The sequence below is a fragment of the Dehalococcoidia bacterium genome (assembly GCA_028711995.1).
Lineage (GTDB): Bacteria > Chloroflexota > Dehalococcoidia > SZUA-161 > SpSt-899 > JAQTRE01.
On the sequence record JAQTRE010000023.1, the window covers coordinates 1 to 23,107 of the forward strand.

The 23,107-nt window shown below is 52.8% G+C and carries 22 protein-coding genes and 2 pseudogenes; 5 read left to right on the forward strand and 19 right to left on the reverse strand.

Annotation, left to right across the window (positions count from 1 at the left end; all coding sequences use genetic code 11):
* The 4 genes from PHV74_05320 to PHV74_05335 form a co-directional block, all read right to left on the reverse strand.
* Window positions 1-224: hypothetical protein (locus PHV74_05320; protein ID MDD5093785.1), on the reverse strand; the 224-nt coding region annotated here is incomplete at its 3' end.
* A 26-nt stretch (window positions 225-250) separates the two neighbouring features.
* Window positions 251-715 carry a YbaK/EbsC family protein gene (locus tag PHV74_05325; protein MDD5093786.1) on the reverse strand — a complete coding sequence of 155 codons (465 nt, stop codon included), beginning with the start codon at window positions 713-715 and terminating at the stop codon, window positions 251-253.
* Between the two features lie 118 nt (window positions 716-833).
* On the reverse strand, window positions 834-1,127 hold the full coding sequence (locus PHV74_05330) for an antibiotic biosynthesis monooxygenase (GenBank protein ID MDD5093787.1): 294 nt from the start codon (window positions 1,125-1,127) through the stop codon (window positions 834-836).
* A 164-nt stretch (window positions 1,128-1,291) separates the two neighbouring features.
* Window positions 1,292-1,891, reverse strand: a complete 600-nt coding sequence (locus PHV74_05335; protein MDD5093788.1) for a GAF domain-containing protein — start codon at window positions 1,889-1,891, stop codon at window positions 1,292-1,294.
* Between the two features lie 550 nt (window positions 1,892-2,441).
* Here PHV74_05335 and PHV74_05340 point away from each other — a divergent pair.
* Entirely contained in the window at window positions 2,442-2,687 is a 246-nt protein-coding gene (locus tag PHV74_05340; protein MDD5093789.1) for a MoaD/ThiS family protein, read from the forward strand.
* A gap of 8 nt (window positions 2,688-2,695) precedes the next feature.
* Here PHV74_05340 and PHV74_05345 read toward each other — a convergent pair whose 3' ends face one another.
* The 7 genes and pseudogenes from PHV74_05345 to PHV74_05375 form a co-directional block, all read right to left on the reverse strand.
* A complete protein-coding gene (locus tag PHV74_05345) occupies window positions 2,696-3,358 on the reverse strand; it encodes a hypothetical protein (GenBank protein MDD5093790.1) in 663 nt (220 codons plus the stop codon).
* A 95-nt stretch (window positions 3,359-3,453) separates the two neighbouring features.
* Complete coding sequence (locus PHV74_05350; protein ID MDD5093791.1) at window positions 3,454-5,190, reverse strand: aldehyde ferredoxin oxidoreductase C-terminal domain-containing protein; 1,737 nt, start codon at window positions 5,188-5,190, stop codon at window positions 3,454-3,456.
* Between the two features lie 717 nt (window positions 5,191-5,907).
* Window positions 5,908-7,944 carry a hypothetical protein gene (locus PHV74_05355; GenBank protein ID MDD5093792.1) on the reverse strand — a complete coding sequence of 679 codons (2,037 nt, stop codon included), beginning with the start codon at window positions 7,942-7,944 and terminating at the stop codon, window positions 5,908-5,910.
* On the reverse strand, window positions 7,923-8,357 hold the full coding sequence (locus PHV74_05360; GenBank protein ID MDD5093793.1) for a hypothetical protein: 435 nt from the start codon (window positions 8,355-8,357) through the stop codon (window positions 7,923-7,925). Before PHV74_05360 ends, PHV74_05355 begins: the two co-directional genes overlap by 22 nt.
* Before the next feature lie 222 nt (window positions 8,358-8,579).
* Window positions 8,580-9,659: a radical SAM protein gene (locus PHV74_05365; protein ID MDD5093794.1), complete on the reverse strand. Its 1,080-nt coding sequence runs from the start codon at window positions 9,657-9,659 to the stop codon at window positions 8,580-8,582.
* A gap of 54 nt (window positions 9,660-9,713) precedes the next feature.
* Entirely contained in the window at window positions 9,714-10,370 is a 657-nt protein-coding gene (locus PHV74_05370; protein ID MDD5093795.1) for an MBL fold metallo-hydrolase, read from the reverse strand.
* A 119-nt stretch (window positions 10,371-10,489) separates the two neighbouring features.
* Window positions 10,490-10,684, reverse strand: a pseudogene (locus PHV74_05375) (integrase core domain-containing protein).
* Between the two features lie 189 nt (window positions 10,685-10,873).
* On the opposite strand from PHV74_05375, the gene PHV74_05380 reads away from it, so the two are divergent.
* Entirely contained in the window at window positions 10,874-11,239 is a 366-nt protein-coding gene (locus PHV74_05380; protein MDD5093796.1) for a hypothetical protein, read from the forward strand.
* Window positions 11,240-11,581: 342 nt separating this feature from the next.
* Here the strand turns inward: PHV74_05380 and PHV74_05385 are convergent, their stop codons facing one another.
* The 6 genes and pseudogenes from PHV74_05385 to dut form a co-directional block, all read right to left on the reverse strand.
* Entirely contained in the window at window positions 11,582-11,734 is a 153-nt protein-coding gene (locus PHV74_05385) for a hypothetical protein (GenBank protein MDD5093797.1), read from the reverse strand.
* A 33-nt stretch (window positions 11,735-11,767) separates the two neighbouring features.
* Window positions 11,768-11,929, reverse strand: a complete 162-nt coding sequence (locus PHV74_05390) for a hypothetical protein (GenBank protein ID MDD5093798.1) — start codon at window positions 11,927-11,929, stop codon at window positions 11,768-11,770.
* A 2-nt stretch (window positions 11,930-11,931) separates the two neighbouring features.
* Entirely contained in the window at window positions 11,932-12,525 is a 594-nt protein-coding gene (locus tag PHV74_05395; protein MDD5093799.1) for a hypothetical protein, read from the reverse strand.
* 9 nt (window positions 12,526-12,534) lie between these two features.
* Window positions 12,535-13,209 carry an MBL fold metallo-hydrolase gene (locus PHV74_05400; GenBank protein ID MDD5093800.1) on the reverse strand — a complete coding sequence of 225 codons (675 nt, stop codon included), beginning with the start codon at window positions 13,207-13,209 and terminating at the stop codon, window positions 12,535-12,537.
* A 97-nt stretch (window positions 13,210-13,306) separates the two neighbouring features.
* Window positions 13,307-13,408 (reverse strand): annotated as a pseudogene (locus PHV74_05405) (DUF72 domain-containing protein).
* Window positions 13,409-13,410: 2 nt separating this feature from the next.
* The gene (dut, locus tag PHV74_05410) at window positions 13,411-13,857 is read right to left on the reverse strand and encodes a dUTP diphosphatase (protein ID MDD5093801.1); all 447 of its coding nucleotides are present in this window, start codon (window positions 13,855-13,857) and stop codon (window positions 13,411-13,413) included.
* A gap of 291 nt (window positions 13,858-14,148) precedes the next feature.
* Here dut and PHV74_05415 point away from each other — a divergent pair, with 291 nt between their 5' ends.
* A complete protein-coding gene (locus tag PHV74_05415; protein MDD5093802.1) occupies window positions 14,149-15,162 on the forward strand; it encodes a patatin-like phospholipase family protein in 1,014 nt (337 codons plus the stop codon).
* A 449-nt stretch (window positions 15,163-15,611) separates the two neighbouring features.
* Here the strand turns inward: PHV74_05415 and PHV74_05420 are convergent, their stop codons facing one another.
* Entirely contained in the window at window positions 15,612-16,844 is a 1,233-nt protein-coding gene (locus PHV74_05420) for a CoA transferase (protein MDD5093803.1), read from the reverse strand.
* Window positions 16,845-18,050, reverse strand: a complete 1,206-nt coding sequence (locus PHV74_05425; GenBank protein ID MDD5093804.1) for a CoA transferase — start codon at window positions 18,048-18,050, stop codon at window positions 16,845-16,847. It lies immediately after the preceding gene.
* Window positions 18,051-18,499: 449 nt separating this feature from the next.
* Here PHV74_05425 and PHV74_05430 point away from each other — a divergent pair, with 449 nt between their 5' ends.
* Window positions 18,500-18,733, forward strand: coding sequence for a zinc ribbon domain-containing protein (locus PHV74_05430; protein ID MDD5093805.1), 234 nt, complete (start codon window positions 18,500-18,502; stop codon window positions 18,731-18,733).
* Between the two features lie 546 nt (window positions 18,734-19,279).
* Window positions 19,280-22,951 (forward strand): Ig-like domain-containing protein, encoded by a 3,672-nt coding sequence (locus PHV74_05435; GenBank protein ID MDD5093806.1) that lies wholly within the window; start codon window positions 19,280-19,282, stop codon window positions 22,949-22,951.
* The last annotated feature ends 156 nt before the right edge of the window (window positions 22,952-23,107 follow it).

Sequence of the window (23,107 nt, forward strand, 5' to 3'; positions counted from 1 at the left end):
TCAAGGGTGCCATCCCAAGGGCTTACCGCGGCATATTCATATCTGAACTCCCGAACCAACTCCAGCCCAACCTTTGGTCTTTTCGGCGACGGCGCCCAGCAAGCCCGCGGATCACTCATCCGTCCAATAACCCGAAGGGCAGACCGATTGATATCATCGCAGCCTACACCCACCGTCAGGCGGTGAGCATCCCAGTTCCCCGCGGCAAGCCGCGGGGAATGCACCCTATCCCCTAATTCAGGTCCAGCGCTCAATTGGCTGAAAACGTCCCCACCTTTGGCGCAGCCAGCCTTTGAAAGTCCTTGTATGCCAGTCGAATGAGTTCGGAGTGGGCGCCGGCATTGAACGCAATTTCTTCATCCTCAGCCAAGCTCTTTTCCACAAATACATCCATTCCGTACAAATTCCCGAAGGGTGGCATGGCCCCGACCATGCATCCGGGGAACAAATCTTTGAACTCTTGTTCGCTCGCCAACTGAACTGTCCTCGCTCCAGCAGCATCCCTCAAACGATCGAAGTCCACCCGGCAAAAAGCGGGCAGGACCGCCATGGCCATCTTGCCATCGATCTTGACCATCACGGTTTTGGCCAACTCCCTACCGGGAATGTGGGCAGAGGCCGCAATCTGCTGCGCACTGTAAGCCATGGGATGACTGATGACAACGTATCTGACTTTCTTCTGATCCAGGAACTCCTTGAGCCTTCTCGTTGGCATGGCAACCTCCTTTTGGATCTCCGGACTGCCCGGATTCCTCTTTCTTATCGCGGGGAGTCGCGCCCATTGGGGCGACACGGATGACATTGTGAGCAGCAGATCATGTTTTCTCTATTCCTCACTCATGCTCCATGAAGTCCAAAACGAATATGGTGGTTCGTGAGGACAGAAGGGGCTCTATCTTGGCCTGTTCTGCTTCGCGTTCCGCACTGTTGAACCAGGCCTGCCACTGTTCAGCGCTGTGCCACGTGCTGATGACCACATTGAGCAGAGGGTTATCATGACCCAAAAGGGTTTCAGCGGAGACATACCCCGGATGCCGCATAGCCTGAGAACGGAGATGGAAGAGCGCCTTGAAGAACTCGCTCTCCCGACCTTTCCTAACTTTCCGTTGAATGATCACGCATACCATGGCCGTCCCTCCTCTTGCCTCGAATTGAACTGCAGGTTCACCTAGTGACGAAACCCCGGAAACTGGCCTTTAGCTATCCATAAGAAACATCGGTGGCATCTGGAAAGACACACGCATCGCCTAGAAAGAAAGCACTATTCAGGGGTTTGGTTTCTGGGGCCAGATCAACGCCGCCCTCGCAATCTTTCCGGCCACACGCCCATGGACTTCTCCCACTCCAACAGCTGCTGTGTGACTAATTTATGTTCTCCCTTAAGCGACTGGTATAAACTGGCGTTTTCCAGGGCTATAGCTCCCAGATTGGCGACAGCGCCTACAAATTGGATGTCATCGTCGCTGAACTGGCATGACTCGGAAGCATAGACTCTTATCACCCCGATGACGTCTTCTCTGAGCATCATCGGGACAGAAAGGATACAGGCAATCCCCTCGTGCTCCGCCTCCAGACGATATTGGACTCTCTCATCACTTGTGGCATCGCGAATGATGACCACCTTGCCCGCAAGGCTAAGGACTTCAGAGATGCTCTTATCGACCACGACAGGGCCTTTTTGCACATACTCCTCGCTGAGCCCAAACGCTGCTGTATGATGCAACTCATTTTTATCGGGAGTCAGAAGCATAAGAGAACAACCTCTCACTCCCAGCGCTTTTGCCACGCTCTCTACCAGGGTATCAAGCACCTCTTCCGGCTTGCGAGTGGAGTTTATTGCTGCCGCTATTTCATACAAGCTCTGATCGAATCTCAAATTTTGGCTCTCCATCTTGCACCTCCTTTTTCTACTTCATGGTAGCGTTGTCGCTCGCTTTCGAATACTGCCGCCAGATCAATTTAGCACCCTCTACCTTTCCGGGCCACATTCGAGCGTCCTTGCCATCCAATTTAGATGCTACCCATTTCCACGGAGTCAAACAATTCGTAAGTGTACGCATATTTCCCGAAATTGCCCCGTATTTAGCTTAGTGATCGGGAGAGTGAGGCGGCTCGAACAGGTATATCCTGACAAGAATAAAAACCTTTGCGCCCGTATCGCATTATGGGACAAAAATGGCATTTCTGTGATCTAACCCTGTTCTATATACCAATCTTGATGAGAATGTTGGGGCAAGCCGAAAGGAGGCAATTGAGCAAAAGGGGAGAAGATGGATCGAGTGGGGGGGCAAAATAGGTAGGATGAGATCATCATCGGTCAACCTTAAGGCTTCCCCAGTCTTGAACTTGCTGACTTTGCCAAAACGCTTGTCATGAGCCTTTCAGGGCTTTTATGCAGCCACCAATTGATATGCTACAATGAGATTAAGAGGCTAAAGCCAATGACAGCGAAGATCGAAGTGAATTTGTTTGCATCCCTCTCGCGTTACAAGCCCGGCACAATCGGTGGGTGCTCTTGGATGGTGGATTGCCTCTCTGGAACCACTGTTCGGCAGCTTCTGGATCAGCTTGGAGTCCCGATAGATGAAGTCAGACTGGTCTTCAAAAACGGCGTCCACATTCCGCCAGATACTGTTTTGGAAGACGGTGACCGCCTCGGCATCTTCCCTCCCATTGGAGGAGGATAGACTTTCGGCTATTCCGTTTTGCCTGCAGTTTTGGGGCTGAGTATCCGCACGCTAAGCATCATCTCCACATCATCCGGATCCCATGACAGAAGATCGTTTAGACTTATTCTCTGACCGTCCGCATCGATTGCCTCATATCTGCTGAAGGCTTCAGGCCAAAGAAAAACCACTTCCTTCAGTGCGGTCAGGGAAATACGTATCCCTCTGCGCAAAAACAACGGCCCTATTTCCGCTGCTGTCAGATTAAAGAGCTTCAACGTGATGTCCCCCGTCACGCAATCTGGAGATACCGGATTATCTTTGTGGGACAGGTTGCTTCGCATGCTGGAATAATGGCCGCTTCGGCGAAATGTCGCTCCCACGAGCCCTGGTAAGGCTGCTGAGAGGGCCAGAGTGCATCCCGGGGTAACGATGGCAGTATCCAGATCATCGACCGCTTTCCCGTTCAGAAACACCGTCTGGATTCGATGATCCACGTAATCTTCGGCCAGCCCGAATTGACGGCAAAGCAGTTCTCGTATGCTGCACCCCAGTTGGCCTTCTACTCGGAAGCCTAGTCCCAGGAGGGGTGTGAAAACCGATGCTATTGCCTGTTCAACAGTCAAAGTGAGTCGAGCCGCTGGAGAGTTTGTCATATATCCAAAACGCTTCTGCGCCCATCCGATGGACACAGCTTCGAGACTCCTCAGGCAGGAGAAACCCGAATCCGGGTATCTATTCTCACCACGGGCAAAAAGGCGCTTTTTCGATATCTATATCCGAATACTTACCAGTCAAACACCTGGTCCAGCTGTTCATCGGTCACGTTGAAGGTAACCTGATGCGGCGGCAACGGCTCTTTTCGGAAGAACTCAGGAAGGCGGTCGTCCTGTTGCGTAAATCCGGCCCGTTTGTTGAAGTCCCTTTCATAGCCCAGAATTGTTTTGCCAAGCTTGCTTACATCATATGCCGTCAGGGTCTGCCCGGTAAAGCTGCTGATGACATCCAGCATATCCTGGAAGGTATCGGGTTGATCGAGTATGGCAAACGCAATGAACAGGCAATACCCGGTTGAATCGATAGCAGCTGTGGCAATCTGGAGATTCCGCGAAAGCTCTATCTGCCCCTCGGGTTGCAGCGGGTTCACGCTCCCTCCCACCTTCAGGATATTGGCGGTGACTGCATAACCCGCTGTGTGATCCGCTCCCATAGGACTGGTGGCATAAGTGACGCCGACTCCCTGAACGGCTCGCGGATCATACGCAGGCATAGATTGCCCCTTAACCACCGGCACCCTCTCAACACCAAAGACATGGCCAGTGATGGAGTCGCCGCTTCCCAGGACACGACCCAGCGGCGTTCCTTTTCTTATCTCTTCTACCAGTTGGATAGCTGCCTTGCCATCGCCGAATTGGGCCAGTCCCGCCTCCATGGCTACGGCGATCGTTGCCCCCGTTTCGATCGTATCCAGGCCTGTATCGTCGTCGAGCCGGTCCAATTGGGCAATGATGTCAAGATCATCGATCCCGCAGTTTCCGCCGTGAGCCCAAACTGTCTCATATTCCGGCTGTTTGGAGAGGAATCGGCCATTTTTGTCAAAAAAGGTTCCGGAGCACTGAATCACACATCCAGTGTGACATCCATGCGTCGGGTTGGCCCCCCGCGATTTCTCCAGTTCCGCCAGAGCTTCGCCGCTGATCTTGCTAGCGCCTTCGAACCGTCCGCGGGAGAAATTGTGAGTGGGATAAGCTCCGGCTTCATTTAAAATGTTCGTCAGGATATCGGTTCCATAGGCGGGAAGCCCTTGCCCGGTAACGGGGTGTTTCTTGAGCCCTTGCACGAATCTCTTGTTAGCCTCTTTGAACTTCTCAAGATTTACCGGGGGCCTCAGTTTCATCCCGGTATCATCGAGCACGATAACCTTGACTCCTTTGGCTCCCATTACTGCCCCTGTACCCCCTCTGCCTGCATGGCGGGTGGGCCTGATATCCTGGTCAGTAAAGGCAATGGAGGCTGCTGCCAATTTCATCTCGCCAGCCGGGCCAATAGAAATACAGGCGATCTTATTACCGAATTCCGCTTTCATTTTTTCGATCAGGTCATAATTGCCGAGCATTTTCAGGCTATCGTCACGGACTATCTTCACACCGTCCTTGTTGATGAAGATCTTGTACTGGGATGCGTCATTTGGTTTTCCTTCCAGCACAATGGCCGCATAGCCCAATCGAGCAAGAACCTGTGCCGCCTGCCCGCCTGAGTTGGCCTCTTTGATACCGCCGGTGAGGGGGCTTTTGCATCCAACAGAGATTCTTCCCGATTGGGATGCACCCGACCCGGACAAGAGTCCAGGAGCAATCACCAGCTTATTGTCTTCGCCCAGCGGATGACACAGCGGGGGAACTTCCTTGGAAACGATGGCTGACGTCATTCCACGACCACCCATACCTGCGTAGACCCCCAGAGGCTGAACTGTTGCTTTTGGACCGCCTTTGGCTCCCATGTTGATCCGCAAGATATTGTCCATGTCAAAACCCCCCTTCGAATTCTGCAAGCATCTGCGATGGCGTAATTCCGATCCAATGGCAAGGGAAGTGATATGCGCTAAATGAGGCCTCGAGATTATTCGGAGCCTCCAGGCGAACTCAGAACAGGTTTTGCTGAAGCAGTGGCTGCCGAATGGACATCTTCCCCCGGGATCATATCACCGAAGGAGGATGATCTATAACGAACTTTTAGGGAGCTAAACTGTAGCATACCGTATAGGGCTTGTCAAGCGCCTATTTCTGCCAACAGACCGAGCTGGAGGGTAAGATCGATTTCTAGTCTAAGACCAGCCTTGGCAGGTTCCAGGACACTCGTTGTGCCCAATAAGGGACCGCGATCACCTGTAGCCACCCGAGTCTCTGTGTTGGTTCTCAATTATGTCAGAGATTACGTGATCAGAGAAAATGTCAATCATGGAAGGACTGACATTGACACGAAAAATACAGGAAAAGTAGGAGTCTTTGAAGGCCAGCCCGGCATTTGGACCGATCCTTGAAGTTGGTACTACCAAACATCCCAGCCTATCAGGCCAGGAAGCTCTTCCTTGTTTCAGGTGCAGAAAGCCTTGTTCCGCCAGTGGGGTGATGATGGGGGCTTGCTGGGTGAGTGCGGGAGGATCCGGGTCTCGTTGGTTTCTGTTATGTAGGGGCGGACGTATGTGTGTCCGCCCCTACAGTGTGTCAAGTGCTTGAGGCTTCTATGGCTCGACGATCCGCGTTACCAGGGCGATGACCACCACCTGTCCCACTTCTTGAACGCCCGATGTTTCCTCACCGGTTGTCATGTCTTTGGTCGTTACCTTGACGCGGTAATTGGTGGCGAAGCCCCCCCCAGCCTCGAACGGCCCCCTGAACTCCTTGATCGGTGTGTCTTTTTGCGCCCACGTCAAGTGCGGCACATTTGAGATCGATCCACCGTTGCCCCAGGGGTATCTCGTTGCAGTGGTGGAGAGAGGCATACTGAACGCCTCGCCATCTGTGTACCCGAGAAACTCATAGGTCATGTGGTAGGAGCCTTCGTCCTTCTCTATCTTCTTCTCCTTGGGTTCGCCGAGCGTCACCCCGAGGCCAACCACGTCCAGATCATTGTATTCCGTCTTCAGGCTACCGTCCGGTTGGCGGATGGTGGGGATGGAGAACACGAATCTGAGCACCGGAGGCCATCCCGAGACGAACGAATACCACTCCGCCCGCTCATACTGCAGCCCAGGCGCCGTTTTCACCGTCCCGCCGATGCTGGCCGAGATGGGATTGTCCTCCGTGCCGAAGACCCTTCCGGGCAGTTCGAGCCCCATGAGTTCATACGTGGCAGAGACGCTTTGGCGGGCAGGGATATCTTGAATTTCCACCGGATCGGATTCGATGACATATCCGCCGAGATCATAACCCACCACTATCTCATCGCCTACTGCGGCGCTGACGGTGGTGGAGAATTCGTTGAGGTTGTCGGAGTAGAGTTTTACCATGGTCTTTTTCTGCCCGATCCTTACGTAGGCGCCGTTGCGGATCACGAGCCTGTCCGGCCACTCCGTATTCGGTTGAAGGGTAATGCTTCCCAAGACGGTGTACTTTCCCTCTGCAGACGTATCCGGTTTGACGGAAGCCTTGACTTCGAAGCGAGGGAGAAAGCGCTCGATGACTGCTTCTGCCGCCCTCACCGAGGTGGGGATAAGCGCCCGTTGTTGATCGGCGATGACCACGCTATCCATGGTGTACGCAGGAGTGCTGGACAACCCCATCCGATACCAGAACGCCTGCCGTGCCTGCCGCACGTACGTGCCGTCCACATAGCTCTCGATATAGCCGGACTTGCTCACGGTGAGCGCAGACATGTCGGGAAGGGCATACGAGGCCTGGCCATTGGCGCTGGTGGTCTTTCCGGCCAGCGGAACGGTATCTTTGGAAAAGAAGTTCCGATTGGTGTACAAGGCAAAGTCACGCATGAGTCCGGCGATGCTCTGGTTATAATTGATCGCCGTGGACCAATTGGTAGAGTAGTTGTTCCTCACCTCTGTCGCCGTGGTGGCATTCTCGAGGGGATCGGCATCCCTCAAGGCGTGGCCGTCGTTACGCACGTGCGCCGGCACTCCCATATCGGCCAGAAGGTGCATCGTCTCCCCGAGGGCGCGCCATGCCTTCCCGTAAAGCTCGTTGCCCGGCTGTTTATCGGCCAGTGCTTGTTTGAAGTAGGCCTTGGCATCGAGATATGAGTACTCCTGGGAATAGATGACCTCCATGGCACCCAAGCCCTGGTCCCGATCCATGGCCCAATCGAGGGCGCTGATTTCGGGGTTCACCGCCATGGTGCCCAGAGTTCGGGTGAGTACGTCCGTCACCCACCGTTGATCGGTGAGCCAGGGGGTAGTGCCTTGAGTGGGATCATAGAAATGCCTCAGTGCCATAGGACCCTCGGGTTCATCAGCGGAGAAGCCGCCGTCAATGATCCAGTCCTTGAGTTGTTTCTCTCGCGTGTTGGCCTGGGTTTTATTGAAGAGGTCGGTGCCGTCACTGATATCCCAGGCAATGCCCTGAGTTTTTTCACCATCCAAGGTGACATTCTTCAGAAAGGGGATATCCGCTTTCCTCTGATCGAAGAGTTCGATAGCAATCCGGTTGATCTCGGGATGCGCCACTTGGTTTCCCCAAGCCTTGGCTTCTCTGGGAAGGATCATCCCGGAGAAAAGGAGCGCCACGAGGAGTACGAGCGCACCGCTTATAAGCCGCCGAGTTTCCATGTTCCTTCCTCCTCAATGATGTAGAACGAAAGCGTTTCCCCGCCAAGGGCGGTCTCGTAGAAGACGATTCCAGGGTAGGCTTTCACCGGCTTAGCCTCGGCCAGAGCCCGGGCCAACTCCTTTACCTGTGGAGACGTAAGATCAAGCTCCTCTCCAATTTGAAGCCTGACATTTTCTTCGATGCGGGAGAGAAGAGCCGCAGTATCGCCAGCTTCGATGGCGGTCACAATCTCGGTTGTGACCGCTTGGGTGTCTGTGATCAAGGCCTTCTCATTGTACAAAGGGGATTCGGAGGGCTTGGCTTTTTCGGTTTTCTCATCGCTCCCTCCGCAGGCTGAGGATACCAGAAGGCTCAAGGCGAGGATGCCCAGGGAAACGGAACGGAAGTGCTGCCGGTTGATTCGGTACTTCATGGGGTGTTCGGTGCTCCTCCCAGTCGGATTTTGACTTTGCGAAGGACTTCATCAAGGTGGCCCCTTTGCCACGAATAAAGTATATCAGAAAACCGGGGGCCTTACCTTTTCGGGGATTCAGTTTATTCCGGTCAGTGAATGGGAATAGGATTGTGGGGGCAGGTCAATTCTATGCAGCTTCGGTCTTTTCTCTGCTGAACCTCCCCTATGCAACAATCCACCCTAAAGGCTCATTGCAGCAAGATCTTTGGCATTGATATGTAGCGCTTCGTTGACGTTCAAGCCTTCCTCGATCAACTCCAGAACCCGCGGTTTCTCTTCGGGAAATTGATATCCTTCATAGTCTGCCTTGAACAAAACTCCGCCCGATTCTGTTCGCCAGGAGTTCATAAAATGATCGAAGCATACGCGAGACGTAACATACAAGTCTCCTATCATCGTCCTCAGTTCCCGCAGGCGTTCGTGAGGTGAAGAGAGATCGAAATTCCCCTTTTGATATTCGATCCCCAGCGGCGTACCAATGCCCGGTATGAATGGTCTTAATCTGATGTAGTCAGGGTTGATTTCACTAAGCACTCGCGCCGTGTTTTTGGCATGTTGATCCGACATTTTCCGTCCGCCCAAATCCGGCATGACATAGGCTGAAATTTGAAATCCCGCCTCCTTGGCCTTCTTCCCGGCGGCAATATGTTCCTCGGCGGTCACACCTTTATCAACGTATTTCAACACTTCATCGTCGCCGCTCTCCAGGCCAACGTGCAATCTTGTCAAACCTGCCGCTCTTATTTCTTTCAATTCCTCCAAGGTTTTCCTGTAAATGGTTTTTGCCCTGGCATAGGTGGTGATTCTTTCCAGGCTTGGGAAGGTCTCCTTCAGATGCCGGATAACCTCTACTATGTCCGGGGTTTTCATGACCAGTGAGTCGGCATCCTGCAAGAATGCCGTATGTCCTCCGGAGACGAGCCAGTTGAGTACCATCTCAAAACAATGACTTTCCCTGATCTCCGGGTTGCTTCTGACGATGGTTGTTGCCACCGTGCTGTTGATCTTTCCGGCATAGCCAAGCTGCCACGAGACACGATTTATCTCATCAGCGATCGCTTTGGCCGACTGGATGTCCTTCTTGATCTCCTCCACCGATCTCATCTGAAACTTCTCGTAATTGTAGGGTAAGCCGTAGCAGAACTTGCACTTGCTCCAGGGGCAATTCCGGGTTAATCTGATTAACAGGGAATCGCTTCCGCCTTCGCTGGGCGGCCTTATCGGCCCGACTTCAAAAGAATACGAACTTAATGTTCCCATATTGACTCTCCTATTTCTGCCTCACATTTTCAGACATGTATTCTTTAGTGTATTTCAGGGAACGGCTCTATCCGTTCGCCTGAGGAAGGGATTCCCCCTTTTCTCCCGGCCGATGGTGGTTTTGGGGCCGTGTCCGGGCAAGACCACTGTCTGATCGGGAAGAACCAGCAGCTTGCTGCGTATGCCGGAAATCAGCAGATTATGATCTCCGCCGGGGAAATCAGTGCGAGCGACGCTCCCATTGAACAGCGTATCCCCGCTGAATACAACTCCATGCCCCTCAATGCAAATGCCGCCTGCGCTGTGGCCGGGAATATGCAGTACGCGAAAGGTTAAGTCCCCGATTACCAGAGAATCGTTGTCTGTGAGTATTCGGTCCGGTACCGGTGGCGCTTGGGAACCGGGGTCATCCATTGTGAATTGACGGCTGTAGTCATAGATCTGGAGTAGTTCGACATCGCTATTATGGATGGCGAAGCTGGCTCCAGTGGACTCCACAATTGGCCTAGCCGCTCCATAGTGATCCGGATGCGCGTGGGTAACTACAACAAGGCCTACCCGCAGGCCCAGCTCACCGATATTCTTCATAATCCCTGCCCCGTCACTGGCCGGGTCGATGACCATAGCATCCCGGGTTTGCTCTGATGCCACAAGATAGCAGTTTGTTCCAAAAGGCATGATCTCCACAGTCCTGTAGATCATTTTCGCCATCGATAGCCTCCGATCTCTCCTCTAAAGTTAGAAAAACTACGATCAAGTTCTGATGAACCCCCGTGAAGTGCACCCAATTGTAGTGCCGCGATAAAGTTGGAACTGGACGACCAAGGCCGGATGGCCAAAGGGCCAGGTGGGCGACATTTCAGAGAGGTGTGCCTCCTGATTTGATTATACTCGTTTCTCCGGTTTCCTATCAGCACCGATGCCTCATGTAAGGTGGCAAATATCTCTCTGTTCAACGGTTCATCCTTCAACTTTCTGTTGAAATACTCGATATGCCCATTCTCCCAGGGGATCCCAGAAGCCAAAATGTGATCCCCGATGCTTATCATGGCTTAGAGCCACTCTTGACCGATGTGACCTCACGGTGTAAGATTGCCTTGTCCTCGATATTGGCTTGTCTCCAGTGAGTCTCGCCCAATCCCGGTAATTTCACTCCTATCGCATTACCCCAAAACTTATCGTCTGGGTCACCATTAAAAAACGGAGGTTTTCAGATGATCAAGACAGCACGGATCACTCACATTGCTTGCGTCCTCGCCATGACGATTCTCCTCGCCATCGTCGTGTGCATCGTATCCGGATGGGTCATATTAATTGGGGTCTCCGTCGCACTGAAGATACTTGGCTTTTCACTTCCAGCTTTAGTAATTTTTGGGTTCCTGCTTCTCATCTCAATTATGATTATTTACGGGATCGTGACACCCATACTGAACATCGCCAGCAATCCGGCACCTTGCATATCTTGTCATCAATCCTGGCAAAAGGAAAAAAGTGCCGCTGCCATCATCAAGAACGAAAAGGGCGGTCTGACCAATACCCAGCTCGCCGTATCTAAGAACAGAAAGAGGTTATCCCGATAATCTGCCTGACAAAATGCATCATATGTATCAAGTAAGACAGCATGAATGAGATGATCAAACCCGATGACAGGCCCCAAAAGCCATCCATGACAGAGGACAGTGCATCAGGAAATATGCCCATAAGTGGGACATCACTGGTGGCCTCCGGGCTCGCGATGACCGTGCTAAGTGCCGGAGTCTCGCAGTATGGCTGATCATCCACGCCAAAAAAGAGGGCCCTTTACAGGAACCCTCTTCATCGTCGTTACCGGGCGGCTGATTTCCGGGATTTATTTCCGGAATTGGCTGCCAGGGCAGGCTTTAAGTCAATGGCAGCCAACAATTGACCAGCGAAGGGGCATTCTAGTCTGGTCCCCCACGATAGTAGTCATCAAATAATGACTCTTCCACGACCTGTTCGTACTTCCCCAGGAGAGAGATAGCCCCGGCGGTATCCTTCTCCTCAAGCGCCCTCAACACGGCTTGAAGCAGATCGATCTCTCCCTCAATGGACATTGCCATCTCACGGATGACACAACTTCCGCTACCTCAGGAACCCACCCCCCTATCCGCCCGCCAGGCGAGGGCCAACTTGATATCGCGCATTCTGCGGACTTCTTCCAGGCAGGCATCCAGTTTCTGGGATTGCCCGATCCTATCGATCAACGCGCGGACTTGCTCTTTGCTGATGATGAGTATGTCATCTCCCATGATTACTCTCCCTCGTTAGCCAAACGGCTCTCAACATAGATGGCGATTGTTTTCTTAACCTGATCCACCTTTGGGGCGTAATCTTGTCTGATTCTCTCATCTCGGTGTCGCCAATCATCCGTTCCCTTCACATTAGGCTTGGCGGCAGAACCCGAAATACCAAGGTTCTTCAGTCTCTCGATCCCCATCTTTTCGCACATTTCATATTCTTGGCGCGCGTCCTGTGCGAACTGGACGGCAATAGTCCCCAACTCGCGTTCTGTTGTCTTAAAGTCGTTCTGAATCTTTAGGATAGTCCGTATTCCCTCCAGTGCTTTCACATTCCTGTCCATATCATCGAGATTGATTGACTCACAGAGAGTTGACACCAGCGATCTCCTCACTATCTGAGCTTCCTGGGAAGGATACCTGTCCAACTCGGCCTGCAAGTCTGTTCCCCTCACGGCACCCTGAAGGTATTTTCTGGCGATCGCTTCTCCTCTTGGCCCATACTCCCGTTCTTTCTGTTGCTTCACCTGCTCCGGTGACAGGCTGGACATCTTGGCTACCCTCTCCATTGCAATTTCCCGTGCGCTCTTGATTCTATCTTTTTCCACGTTATCGTCCTAGAAAATGTTTCTCTTGATGAAGTCAAAATTCTGCCGGACTTGCTCTGAGCCCTTTATTATCCCGGGGTGACCATAGGGATGGCCGCAAAGCAGATATTCTATGTTAAGCTCAGACAAACTCTCTATACTCTGTTTGAGGCCCCGGGGGCTACCGCCAGGAAGATCTACCCTTCCCGTACTTCGGTAAAAGATGACGTCCCCTGCAACAAGTACCTTTTGCTCCGGCCAATAAAGAGCAATGTGCCCCGGAGAGTGACCAGGCACATGATAGACTTTTAGTGTAACCGGCTTCTCGCCGGTCAGCACCAAGTCCCCCTCCTGCAAATAGAGGTCAATATTTTCCTGCGCGATCATTGTGTACATCTGTTCATCAGCCTGATGCAAAGCCACCATCGCACCATTCTGCTTCCTTATTACCCTAGCTGCTTCACAGTGGTCCGGATGGGCATGGGTCAGAATTATCAGGCCGATCGCTTGCATGGATAGCCCATCCGCTTCCATATTCTTGGCCAACATATCAAGCCCTGGCTCTCTATAAGAAGGTGTAGTAATGTGGCCGGGGTCGATGAGCAGGTGTCTGCCTCCATTGAGGACATCAGCGAGAAGGTAGCTGTTACAGTTATTATCACTGCCCTGCCAAACGTAAGCATACAGGTTATCTACTAGTTTCATCTGCCTCCCTTATCAGCAACCCCATGGTATCACCATCTGCCATACCATCCGAAAGCTGCTTATGTGTATAGCCTTTTCATACGTCAGGGTGTTCTGCCAGCCGATCCTCTGCCGTCTTCGCTGATGGCAGGTAGAACCTCTTGGCCTCGATAAGCGTTGGGTCGGTCCATGAACAGGTGCCGATGAGAATCGGTCCCACATCTACCTCCCGGTCGATCCGTGTCCGCCGGATCCGCGCTGAGTTTGAGAAAGCTCATCCACTTCTGCTAAAGGCATCTCGGCGAGCTGGGTGATCACCAGTTGGGCAATCCGGTCTCCGTTGCTGATCTGGAAGGATTGGGTATCGCCAAAGGTGTACATTGTCACCTTCACTTCGCCTCGATAGTCACTATCGACAGTGCCAAAGGTTACCCCCACTCCCTTAGAGGAAAGGCCGGATCGAGGACGCACCTGAACATCATAGCCCTGGGGAACCTCGATGGCAATTCCGGTGCCGACCAACATAGGGTGCCGTCCCAGAACAATGGAGCCATCCCCCGGGATACAGGCATGAATATCATAACCACTCGCACCCCTGGAGGCTCGAATGGGCAATTTGGCTTCCGGATGGAGTCTCTTCACTTTGAAGGTGAGCGGTGAGAGTGTCAAATCATCTCCTTTTCTGGGGGCTTATCTTGATTCTAGCATCTCCATCTGCCCCCGACAAATGAGTGGTTATCCCGTGCCTTTTGGCATCGCTGACAATCACGTCTGGAACATAAAATCCCATCGGCTGGTTGTTGAGCCGGGCAGCATAAACATGAGGCACATCAATGAGCCTTGATTGACTTCCTGCGTGCTCTGTCCTATGCTGTTCACAAAACTGCCTTCTGAACATATCCCCTTCGGCACCTTTATACAACAGAGTTTCGGCAAATATCGACATCACAGGGAGGTCATATGGCCAAATACTTTCGAATTCTCGCCATCGACGGAGGTGGGGTGAGAGGAATCATCCCGGCACAAGTTCTGGCGTCATTGGAAGATAAGCTGAAGAAAGAGTCGGGCAATCCCGATATTGCCATCGCGGATTGTTTTGATCTGGTAGCGGGTACCAGCAGCGGCGGCATTCTGACATGCATTTACCTCTGTCCACGGCCAGATGATCCATTACGCCCCCGCTTCAGTGCAGAGCAAGCCCTGCAATTCTATTTCGAAGCCGGTGCCAAGATCTTCCACCTCCCGCTGTGGCACAAATTCAATTCGCTGGGCGGTGTCATCAACGAGAGGTACCCTGCAGACGGGATCGAATCTGAACTCAAAAGCCTGTTTCACGATCTGCGGCTCAGGGACCTTGTAACACCATGCCTGATCACTTCCTATGACATTGAAAGGCGAGATGCCTATTTCTTCAGTCAACAGGCTGCTCGCAGAACACCAGCCCGGGATTTTTTCCTGCGGGATGTGAGCAGAGCCACCTCTGCAGCCCCCACCTATTTTGATGTTGCCGGTATCAAGTCTGGTGCGGGAGTACACTATTCCCTGATCGATGGAGGGGTTTTTGCCAATAATCCCGCCATGTGTGCTTTTGCAGAGGGATTGGTCATGAGAGGGCCCAGAAAGTGTGATCCCAGAGACATTCTGATGCTTTCCCTGGGGACCGGCGCGGTCAAGACTCCTCTTAGATATGGACGGGCCAGGAACTGGGGGGCAGTACAATGGATGCGACCTCTAGTGGATGTTATGATGTCCAGCGTCTCGGAAACGGTTGATTATCAACTCAGACAAATCTTCGCCTCGGCCGAGAATTCCCATCTGTATCTTCGGATTCAGACTGAGATCCGCCGCAGGAATGCTGACCCCGACAATGCCGAGCCGGCAAACCTCAATGCCCTCAAAGATATCGGGAGGGTGGTAACGGCAAAGAATAGCGCCAGGCTGGATGTTTTGGCAAAATTGCTGCTGGCTTGTTGACATGATCAACCACTCACTTCCAACACAACATGAGCCCGAGACGAGATATTGTCTCTGGTGCAGGATGAACCTCAGATGTTTCGGTATACTCGGTATGCTCCGAAAAACGACCCGCCGTTCGTTGTCGCCACGGAAGGCTCGAATCCAGCGGTTCCGGAAGGACTCGGCTTTGATTTCTCTCAGTTAGAGAAAATCGGACTGCACTTCGACCCAAGCCAACTGCGCTGTATGTTTACGCTATAAATTCCCTACACTGGCGTAAATTTGCGCGTCTGTATGATAAGGAGCTTCCCTCTGTTTACACTACACTCTCACCGAATCCATTTGAGACAATACAGTCCGGACATCAGTCGTCAGACTGATGTCCGGACTGATATACGGACTGATTTTATGGCACGGCATCCCCTGAAACTGGCCGAATGAGTTTCGCACATTTAATCCGGTCTGTTCTAATAGACAACCTTCTGTTCAACGAGACTCTTCAACTCATCCTCAGACATACCCAGCAACTCCCGGAAAACATAATCGTTGTGCTCACCGATCAGCGGAGATCGTTGGTAGCTGCCTCCAGGGAGAGGGCCGGGCCTCCAGGGTATGCGACACTGTATTCCTTTTCCCAATACGGGATGATCCATATCCAGAAACAGATCTCTTTCTTTCAAATGAGGGCCTTCAGGCAGTTCGTCTGTGCCCAGACAGGGGGCAGCTGCTACACCAGCCCCCTGTAGGATTTCCATTACCTCGTATGGCGTATAGCTCATCGTCCACGCCTCAGTCAGACGATCGAGTTCATCCTGATTCTGCCACCGGCTGAACATATCGGAGAATCTCTCCTGACTGCTCCAACTTGGGTTACCGATGGCACTGCAGAAGGCCGTCCATTCTTCTTCGCTGGAGACGGCGATGGCCACCCATCGGTCTTCCCCACGACAGCGATAACAGCCATGAGGCGCCATTATGTCGTCCCTGTTCCCTCTGGGCTTTTGAGATCTGCGGTTCATCACCACGTCCATCATGGCCTCAGGAAGTGCCGATATGGTTGCCTCAGCCAGGGAGACGTCAATATGTTGTCCTTCGCCAGTTCGCGACCGGTGATGCAGCGCTGACAGAATGGCAAACGCGGCAAACTGAGCAGACAGAGCATCGGACCAGGCCAATGACATAATGCCGCAGGATTCCCCGAGGTATCCGGTCAGCGAAGAAAGGCCGCTATAGGCGTGTATGGACGGGGCATAGGCAATATAGTCTTTATCGGGTCCCGATTGTCCCATGCCGGATATGGAAGCCATGACAATATCGGGCTTGAGTGTTTTCAGAGATGGATAATCGAGGCCAAAGCGCTCCATAACCCCCGGCGAAAAATTTTCCACCACAATGTCACTGATGCTGACTATCTTCTTGGCGATTTCTATACCCTCGCGCCGGGCAAGATTGAGGGTGCAACTCTTCTTGTTATAGTTCAGGGAAGTGAAGTAAGCGCCTCGATTCAGATCCGCATCAGCCGCGTTGGTACCGAGGGCAGTATAGGGAACTCTCAAGTTGTCCGGACGCTGCTTGCTCTCGATCCTGATCACTTCGGCTCCCATCACTGCCAGCCACAGGGTTGCTTGAGGTCCTGCCTGCACCCGAGTGAAATCCGCAACCCTGATTCCCTTCAAAGGAACGCTTTGAGCATTGTCCATCTAAATCACCCCTGCTTTTCGCATTTCTACCAGATCCTCTTTGGCGTAGCCAAGTCGGCAGCAGTAAATCTGCTCATTGTGTTCTCCCAGAAGAGGCGCAGCCAGATTGATCCTTGCCGGGGTTTGAGAGAACTTGCAGGGCGACCCAGGATACTTTAGTCTACCTGCCTCGCAGTGGTCTACATCTACGAAGAACTCCCGGGCAGCCAGATGATCCGAATTCAGAACTTCTTCCGCTGTATTGACCGGGCTACAAGCCACGCCCTTTCCTTGGAGGATACGGTATATCTCCTCTTTTGTCAGTCTCCTGCTCCACTCCGAGATCAAAGGCTCAAGGAGATGCCAGTTATTGGTCCTTGATTGGTGTGTCTTAAACAACTCATCATCTGCCCACGGAGGATTGCCCATTGCGTCAAGGAAAGACCGCCAATGACGATATTCGGGGCAATGCACTTGAACATAGCCATCCCTGCAGGTCAGAGCACCGTAAACATAGCAGATGCCGGACCTCCGGCCGAATAACACCTTGTCATATGAATACACGGCTAGATCACGCGCCATGGTTGAAGCCACTGCTTCGCAGACAGAAACGTCAAGATGACGCCCGAGGCCATCTGCCTGGCGTCCAACTACGGCAGACATAGTGACCACTGCTGCCATCACACCCGCCATGAAATCGGATTGCCTTCCCCCCATTCTCAGCGGTGGTTCCCGGTCCCGGTCCTTCACTCTGGCTGGCGTCAGGTATCCCACTCCTCCCATCTGGCTGCTGATGAGGTCGCAGCCTTTGTAGTCCCGATAGGGACCATTCTGTCCAAAGGGAGTTATCGAGGTCATGATCAGCTGTGGGTTTATCTCTCTGAGCACCTCATATTCGAGACCCAGGCTTTTCATCACCGAGGGCGGGTTGTTTTCGACCAGGATATCGGACTCTCTGATGAGTTCCTTGAAGATTCTTGTGCCGGTGGAGGTCCTTGCATTCAAGGTCACACCAAGCTTGTTGGTGTTGAGATAGAGAAAGAGTCCACTCTTCTCATGATGAGGAATGTCGCGCGGGAAAGGGCCTGTTCTTCTGGACTCATCTCCAACCTCGGGCTCCTCAATTTTGACCACTTCTGCACCGAGGTCAGCCATCAGCTTTGAACAATAGGGCCCGGATGCCAGATTGGCATATTCAATTATCCTCAGATCAGATAGTGCCTTCACGCAATCCTTCCTCTCGTCAACTGTAGCCGCACGGGGTTTCACCTCTCATTCGGAAAGAAATTCATTCCTATTTATCCTACTCTCCTCTCGACATAGGAATCAACCTGCTACACAATTGCGCACGGGATGTTATGAGAGGCTCGTCCCAAACAGAAATGGCCTTGGGAGCAGCCCACAAACCGAAAGCCGGAGATTCAAAACTACGCATCAAAAATAACTGCAACCGTTGATCTCCTGAGTTTGGACCTATTGGCTGAATTTTCTGGATATGAACGTGGCGATGAACAGACACTATGTTTGGATCGTGTTCGTTGACCTCACCGGAATGGAAATCTGCGTTAAGCTGACAACCAGACCAGATCCACTTCAATCTTGACTTGATTGCTATTGAGATTTAACATCATAAGGGAGTCGCTTATTCTACATATGGCGGCCTCAGAAGGAGAATCATGCCAATCTATGAATACCGATGTTCCGCTTGTGGTGAGAAGTTCGATTTGCTACGTTCTATGAGCAAGGTTCATGAACCGGCCGATTGCCCCAAGTGCAAGAACGAGGCAAGACGCAAGATTTCAACATTTGCCGCCCGTTCCAGAGGTCCTGAGGGCAGTTTCCAGACAATGGGCGGTACTAAAGACTGCGGCGCTTGTACCTCCGGAAGTAGCTGCGCACATTGTGGATGAATCTGCGATACGCCAATCCTATCCCACATGTGGAGACAAAAGGGGGTAAAGAAACCGAACCGGGGGGGTATAAGCTCCGGGCAGGTAGTCGACTAACATCGACGTGGAAAGAACTGAGTGTGTCCCGGACACAGCGATCAGACAATTCGGCCGAAGTCCAACACCTCGAAGCCTAACAGCACTCCAACTTCAATAAGAAATCCTTGTGGCACGCAAAATCTGCATTTTCTGTGGCCGCGGCGGATGGCGTTCCCTCTTTGGCATGTCAGCTATTATCAAGCAGCAGAATCCGGCTTTCGACGGGCCGATAAATACAGCCTCTTCTGAATTTACCAATTTTTCACCCATTATTTACCTGTCCTTTACACAATAGCAAGCCCCAAGCCTTGACAGTGACAACTTCCTGTTGCCAAAATTGGCTCAGTCATAATCCGTCAGTCCTTACAATGATGCGGGCAAAAAGACGTTGGCTGGCTGTCCCCCTTGTTTTGCGACGGCCCGATCCTCAACTTTGGGACAATCAGCATGACAGAAGGAGGTTCTGAAATGAAGCGTTTCTTACTGCTGGCAGGTGTTCTGTTACTTCTGGCCGGATTGGTGCCTGGCGCGATTGCTGGCGCCTCAACCAACGAATCTCCTCCCACTAAAGAGGTGGCTGCAGAAGAATCACTTGATTTCGGAGATGCACCGGAAGGGTTTGATGTTGCCCACTTTCCGACGACTTTAGCCAACAACGGCGCGCGTCACCTTATTAACCCGAAGGTCTATCTGGGTCAATGGGTGGAGGCTGACACTGACGGGAAACCCCATATCAATGCCATCGGAGATGATATCCTGGATCGGACGGATGACGAGGACGGCGTGGCCATCCCGGCTCTCAGAGCCGGGGCCACTTCCCGCATCGGGGTGACTGCCAGTGTAGCCGGGTATCTCAATGCCTGGTTTGACTTCAACAGCGACGGAGATTGGGATGATGCGGGCGAATATCCGCTGGCTGACGTGCGGATTCCGGCAGGCTTCTCCGCCCACCTTGTCAAACCGTCAATTGAGGCCAATCCCGGTGATACTTATGCTCGCTTTCGCTTCACCACCAGACCACTTTCGGAGACGTTGAAACCTCTCTACACCGGTCAGGCCCCAGACGGCGAGGTGGAGGACTACATGGTGACCATTCGGCCTTTCGGACCGGATTCGTTTGAGCCTAACGATGAATTCTCGCAGGCCGTCGACCTGGGCAGTCTTAACCAGAGTCGAACCGGATTGGGCATTCATGAACCCAATCAAGAGGACTGGTTCAAATGGACAGCGCTGAGCGACGGAGAATTCAGCCTCGATGCCAATTCTGATGACCGGGTGGATAAATTGTTCTTCAATCTGTACGATGCCGAGGGTAATCGGCTCGCCTCCTCGGATGGCAGCCCCATCACATGGAAAGGCTCCAAAGGCACTGCTTACTATGTGCAGGTGCTGGCAAAGGACGAATTGGTGGTGGGCGACTATCAGCTGTATATTGATGCCGCGCCCATCCAGAATTACGCAGTGCTTTTTGCCGGCGGCATCAGGCTGGCCAAGAATTTTCCCAGATACTACGATAATATCAAGAAGATGTACCAGACGCTGCTGAGCGATTTCCCTATCTCTGCCGACCACATCTGGATACTCTACGCCGACGGCACCAATTCGGCAATCGATCGCTCCGACAATATTAATTCCGATATGTCCTACGCGAGCGCGGCTTACGTGATGGCCGGGACTTCGGACAATCTGGAAACCGTGCTGACCGAAACGCTTCCTCCCCTGGTGGACAGCGACGATCACTTCCTGTTCTATTCTTTTGATCACGGCGGCGGGGCGGAAAATGTCCCCTCAAGCCAGGGCGAAGAGGTTCTTTGCGGCTGGGGCGATAACATTTCCGACGACGATCTGAATGACTGGCTGGACTTGGTGGGAGCCGGATATACCACCGTGGTTCACACCCAGTGCTTTGCCGGAGGAATGATCGACGATCTGCTGCCAACCGCATCCGATATCTTTGCCGCCTCTGCGACCAATCACTATGAGGCCAGCTGGGGAAACGGCTTCGCCAACGCCTATGCCGATGCCCTTATCAACGGACACAACAACTCCTACGATGCCTATGTCTACGCCCATGACCATGACCCCTATGCCATCGCCCGCGGCACGTATACCGGCAATCAGGGTACATGGACGGACGGCAAAGAACACCCCTGGGCATCGTCGACAGCCAACTTTCCCATCCTCCCAAGAAACAATAATCGGCCGCCCTTTCTGATCTACGAGAAGGAACTGAAGTTCAGGCCGCCAGAGCCACCCTGGGAGTGGATAATCATCACCTATGACATGTTGCTATCGGAATCCGATTTTGTGGAGCCCGATATGGACAGCGTGGGGTTCCGCATCGAGTCTGTGAATGCAGGAGGCTTGCTCTTCAAGAACGGCAATCCGGTAATTCCGGGTGAGACCACCGTCCTCTACGGGGAGAGACTGGAATGGTTCCCATCGGAGAGGATTGATTCAAATATTCAGAAGGCCGAGGAGGTGCTCGCTGCCTTTTCCGTTCGTCTGACCGATGGGACCACTGTTTCCGATGATCAGGCTACCGTTTCCATAAATATGGGCTCCTCTTCGCTTCCCGACGCCATCGATGATCAGGCCGAGATGGCCGAGGACTCGGTTGATGTGGTGATCGATGTTCTGGATAACGATAAAGCCGAAGAGGAAGGACCGCTGGTGATTGCCGGAGTAGGCCAGCCGGCGCACGGGACTGCAACAATCGCCAACGGTCATGTTTTGTATACGCCGTCCCCCGATTTTCACGGCGAGGACGACTTCAGCTACACCATCGCCGACGCTAGCCAGTCGACGGATACCGCTCTTGTCACCGTCAAGATTTACAGCGTCAACGACGCCCCGGATGCCTGGGACGATACCCTCAATGTCATGATCGACAGCCAGGACAATCTGATCAATCCTCTGCTCAATGATGAAGATGCCGATCCAGACCCGCTCAACGCAATTCCGGGCAGTGCTCCATTGCACGGCAAGGTTGTGGCCATCGATGACGTCACCCTGAGCTACACTCCAGACCCCGGCTATGACGGAGAGGACAATTTCACTTACTTTGCCTCCGACGGTAAGGCGATGACCGAAGCCGCTGTGAGGGTCAACGTAGTCGAGTCATCGCGGCTGGATTGGGGAGACGCCCCCGAGTTTGGCTCCTCCCTGGGTGACGGGTATCCCACCCGGGCAATCAGCGACGGCGCCCGCCATGTTATCGACGGGCCATGGTTGGGTAAGATAGCCCCGGACGTTGAAGCCGATGGACAGCCGGAGGCACTAGCCGCCGGCGATGATACTCACGGAACGGCCGATGAAGACGGGGTGGATTTCCCGATCCTGATCCGCGGGAAATCGGCAGAGGTATCTGTGATGGTTGGCGGCGGTGGACGTGTGGATGCCTGGATAGACTGGAATGCCAACCACATGTGGGAGGACCCGAGAGAAAAGATATACTCCGGTTATCTTTCCGCAGGACTTCATACCCTCACTGTGAGCGTGCCGACCGACGCAGTTCCAGGCCTTAGCTTCGCCCGGGTTCGCATCAGCAACAACACGGACGGATTGACTCCTTTCGGTCTGGCCCCCAATGGAGAGGTGGAGGACTATGCCGTGACGATAACGGACGAGGTCAAGGTGGATATATCCGTAACTTTGCAGGGTTCCTCCCGTCCCGATAAGGGATGGGTAATCCCTCTTACGGTCAAGTTCTTCAAGCCGGGGGCCAATGTACTGCGGGATTTACCAGTGGCTATCTGCACCGACACCACCAGAAAAGCCGGGGCCACAGCCATTTACACGGTCGAAAAGGTCCCGGAAGGGATATACGATGTTACTGTAGTCAGTAAACACACTCTGATCAATGTCAAGAAGAATGAGAAGATTACCGGTCCCGCTGATTCGGTATACATGGGTACCCTTCTGGAGGGGAACGCGAATAATATGACTGGCTTGGAAATCACTTCCACGATCATCAATTACACTGACTTCCGCATTCTGGCAGCCTCGTTTATGAAAAGCACGAGGGATGCGGACTTTGATCCAAGGGCAGATTTCGACCGCAACGGCATCGTGGATATCTCAGACTTTGGTCTGCTGGCCGTGAACTACATGAAGACAAGCCCGGTGGAAGTACCCTGAAGAGTAGTTGACATAAAGGCACCAGGGCAGGTTGGGGCTTTTCTCAAAAGACAGATGAGATGAATCACAAGTCTGTCTTTGTCATAAAGTTCGGTCCTCCCCACCAGAAACTTTGAGGGCCTCCGATTATACAATCGGAGGCCCTCTTATTAGCAG

Coding starts and splice junctions, on each gene's coding strand:
- PHV74_05360 (MDD5093793.1), bottom strand. CDS start 8,357: ATGAAGTACCGAATCAACCGGCAGCACTTCCGTTCCGTTTCCCTGGGC.
- PHV74_05420 (MDD5093803.1), bottom strand. CDS start 16,844: ATGGACAATGCTCAAAGCGTTCCTTTGAAGGGAATCAGGGTTGCGGAT.
- PHV74_05350 (MDD5093791.1), bottom strand. CDS start 5,190: ATGGACAATATCTTGCGGATCAACATGGGAGCCAAAGGCGGTCCAAAA.
- PHV74_05325 (MDD5093786.1), bottom strand. CDS start 715: ATGCCAACGAGAAGGCTCAAGGAGTTCCTGGATCAGAAGAAAGTCAGA.
- PHV74_05390 (MDD5093798.1), bottom strand. CDS start 11,929: ATGGGAGATGACATACTCATCATCAGCAAAGAGCAAGTCCGCGCGTTG.
- PHV74_05430 (MDD5093805.1), top strand. CDS start 18,500: ATGCCAATCTATGAATACCGATGTTCCGCTTGTGGTGAGAAGTTCGAT.
- PHV74_05355 (MDD5093792.1), bottom strand. CDS start 7,944: ATGGAAACTCGGCGGCTTATAAGCGGTGCGCTCGTACTCCTCGTGGCG.
- PHV74_05435 (MDD5093806.1), top strand. CDS start 19,280: ATGAAGCGTTTCTTACTGCTGGCAGGTGTTCTGTTACTTCTGGCCGGA.
- PHV74_05370 (MDD5093795.1), bottom strand. CDS start 10,370: ATGGCGAAAATGATCTACAGGACTGTGGAGATCATGCCTTTTGGAACA.
- PHV74_05415 (MDD5093802.1), top strand. CDS start 14,149: ATGGCCAAATACTTTCGAATTCTCGCCATCGACGGAGGTGGGGTGAGA.
- PHV74_05400 (MDD5093800.1), bottom strand. CDS start 13,209: ATGAAACTAGTAGATAACCTGTATGCTTACGTTTGGCAGGGCAGTGAT.
- PHV74_05340 (MDD5093789.1), top strand. CDS start 2,442: ATGACAGCGAAGATCGAAGTGAATTTGTTTGCATCCCTCTCGCGTTAC.
- PHV74_05330 (MDD5093787.1), bottom strand. CDS start 1,127: ATGGTATGCGTGATCATTCAACGGAAAGTTAGGAAAGGTCGGGAGAGC.
- PHV74_05380 (MDD5093796.1), top strand. CDS start 10,874: ATGATCAAGACAGCACGGATCACTCACATTGCTTGCGTCCTCGCCATG.
- PHV74_05365 (MDD5093794.1), bottom strand. CDS start 9,659: ATGGGAACATTAAGTTCGTATTCTTTTGAAGTCGGGCCGATAAGGCCG.
- PHV74_05335 (MDD5093788.1), bottom strand. CDS start 1,891: ATGGAGAGCCAAAATTTGAGATTCGATCAGAGCTTGTATGAAATAGCG.
- PHV74_05385 (MDD5093797.1), bottom strand. CDS start 11,734: ATGTCCATTGAGGGAGAGATCGATCTGCTTCAAGCCGTGTTGAGGGCG.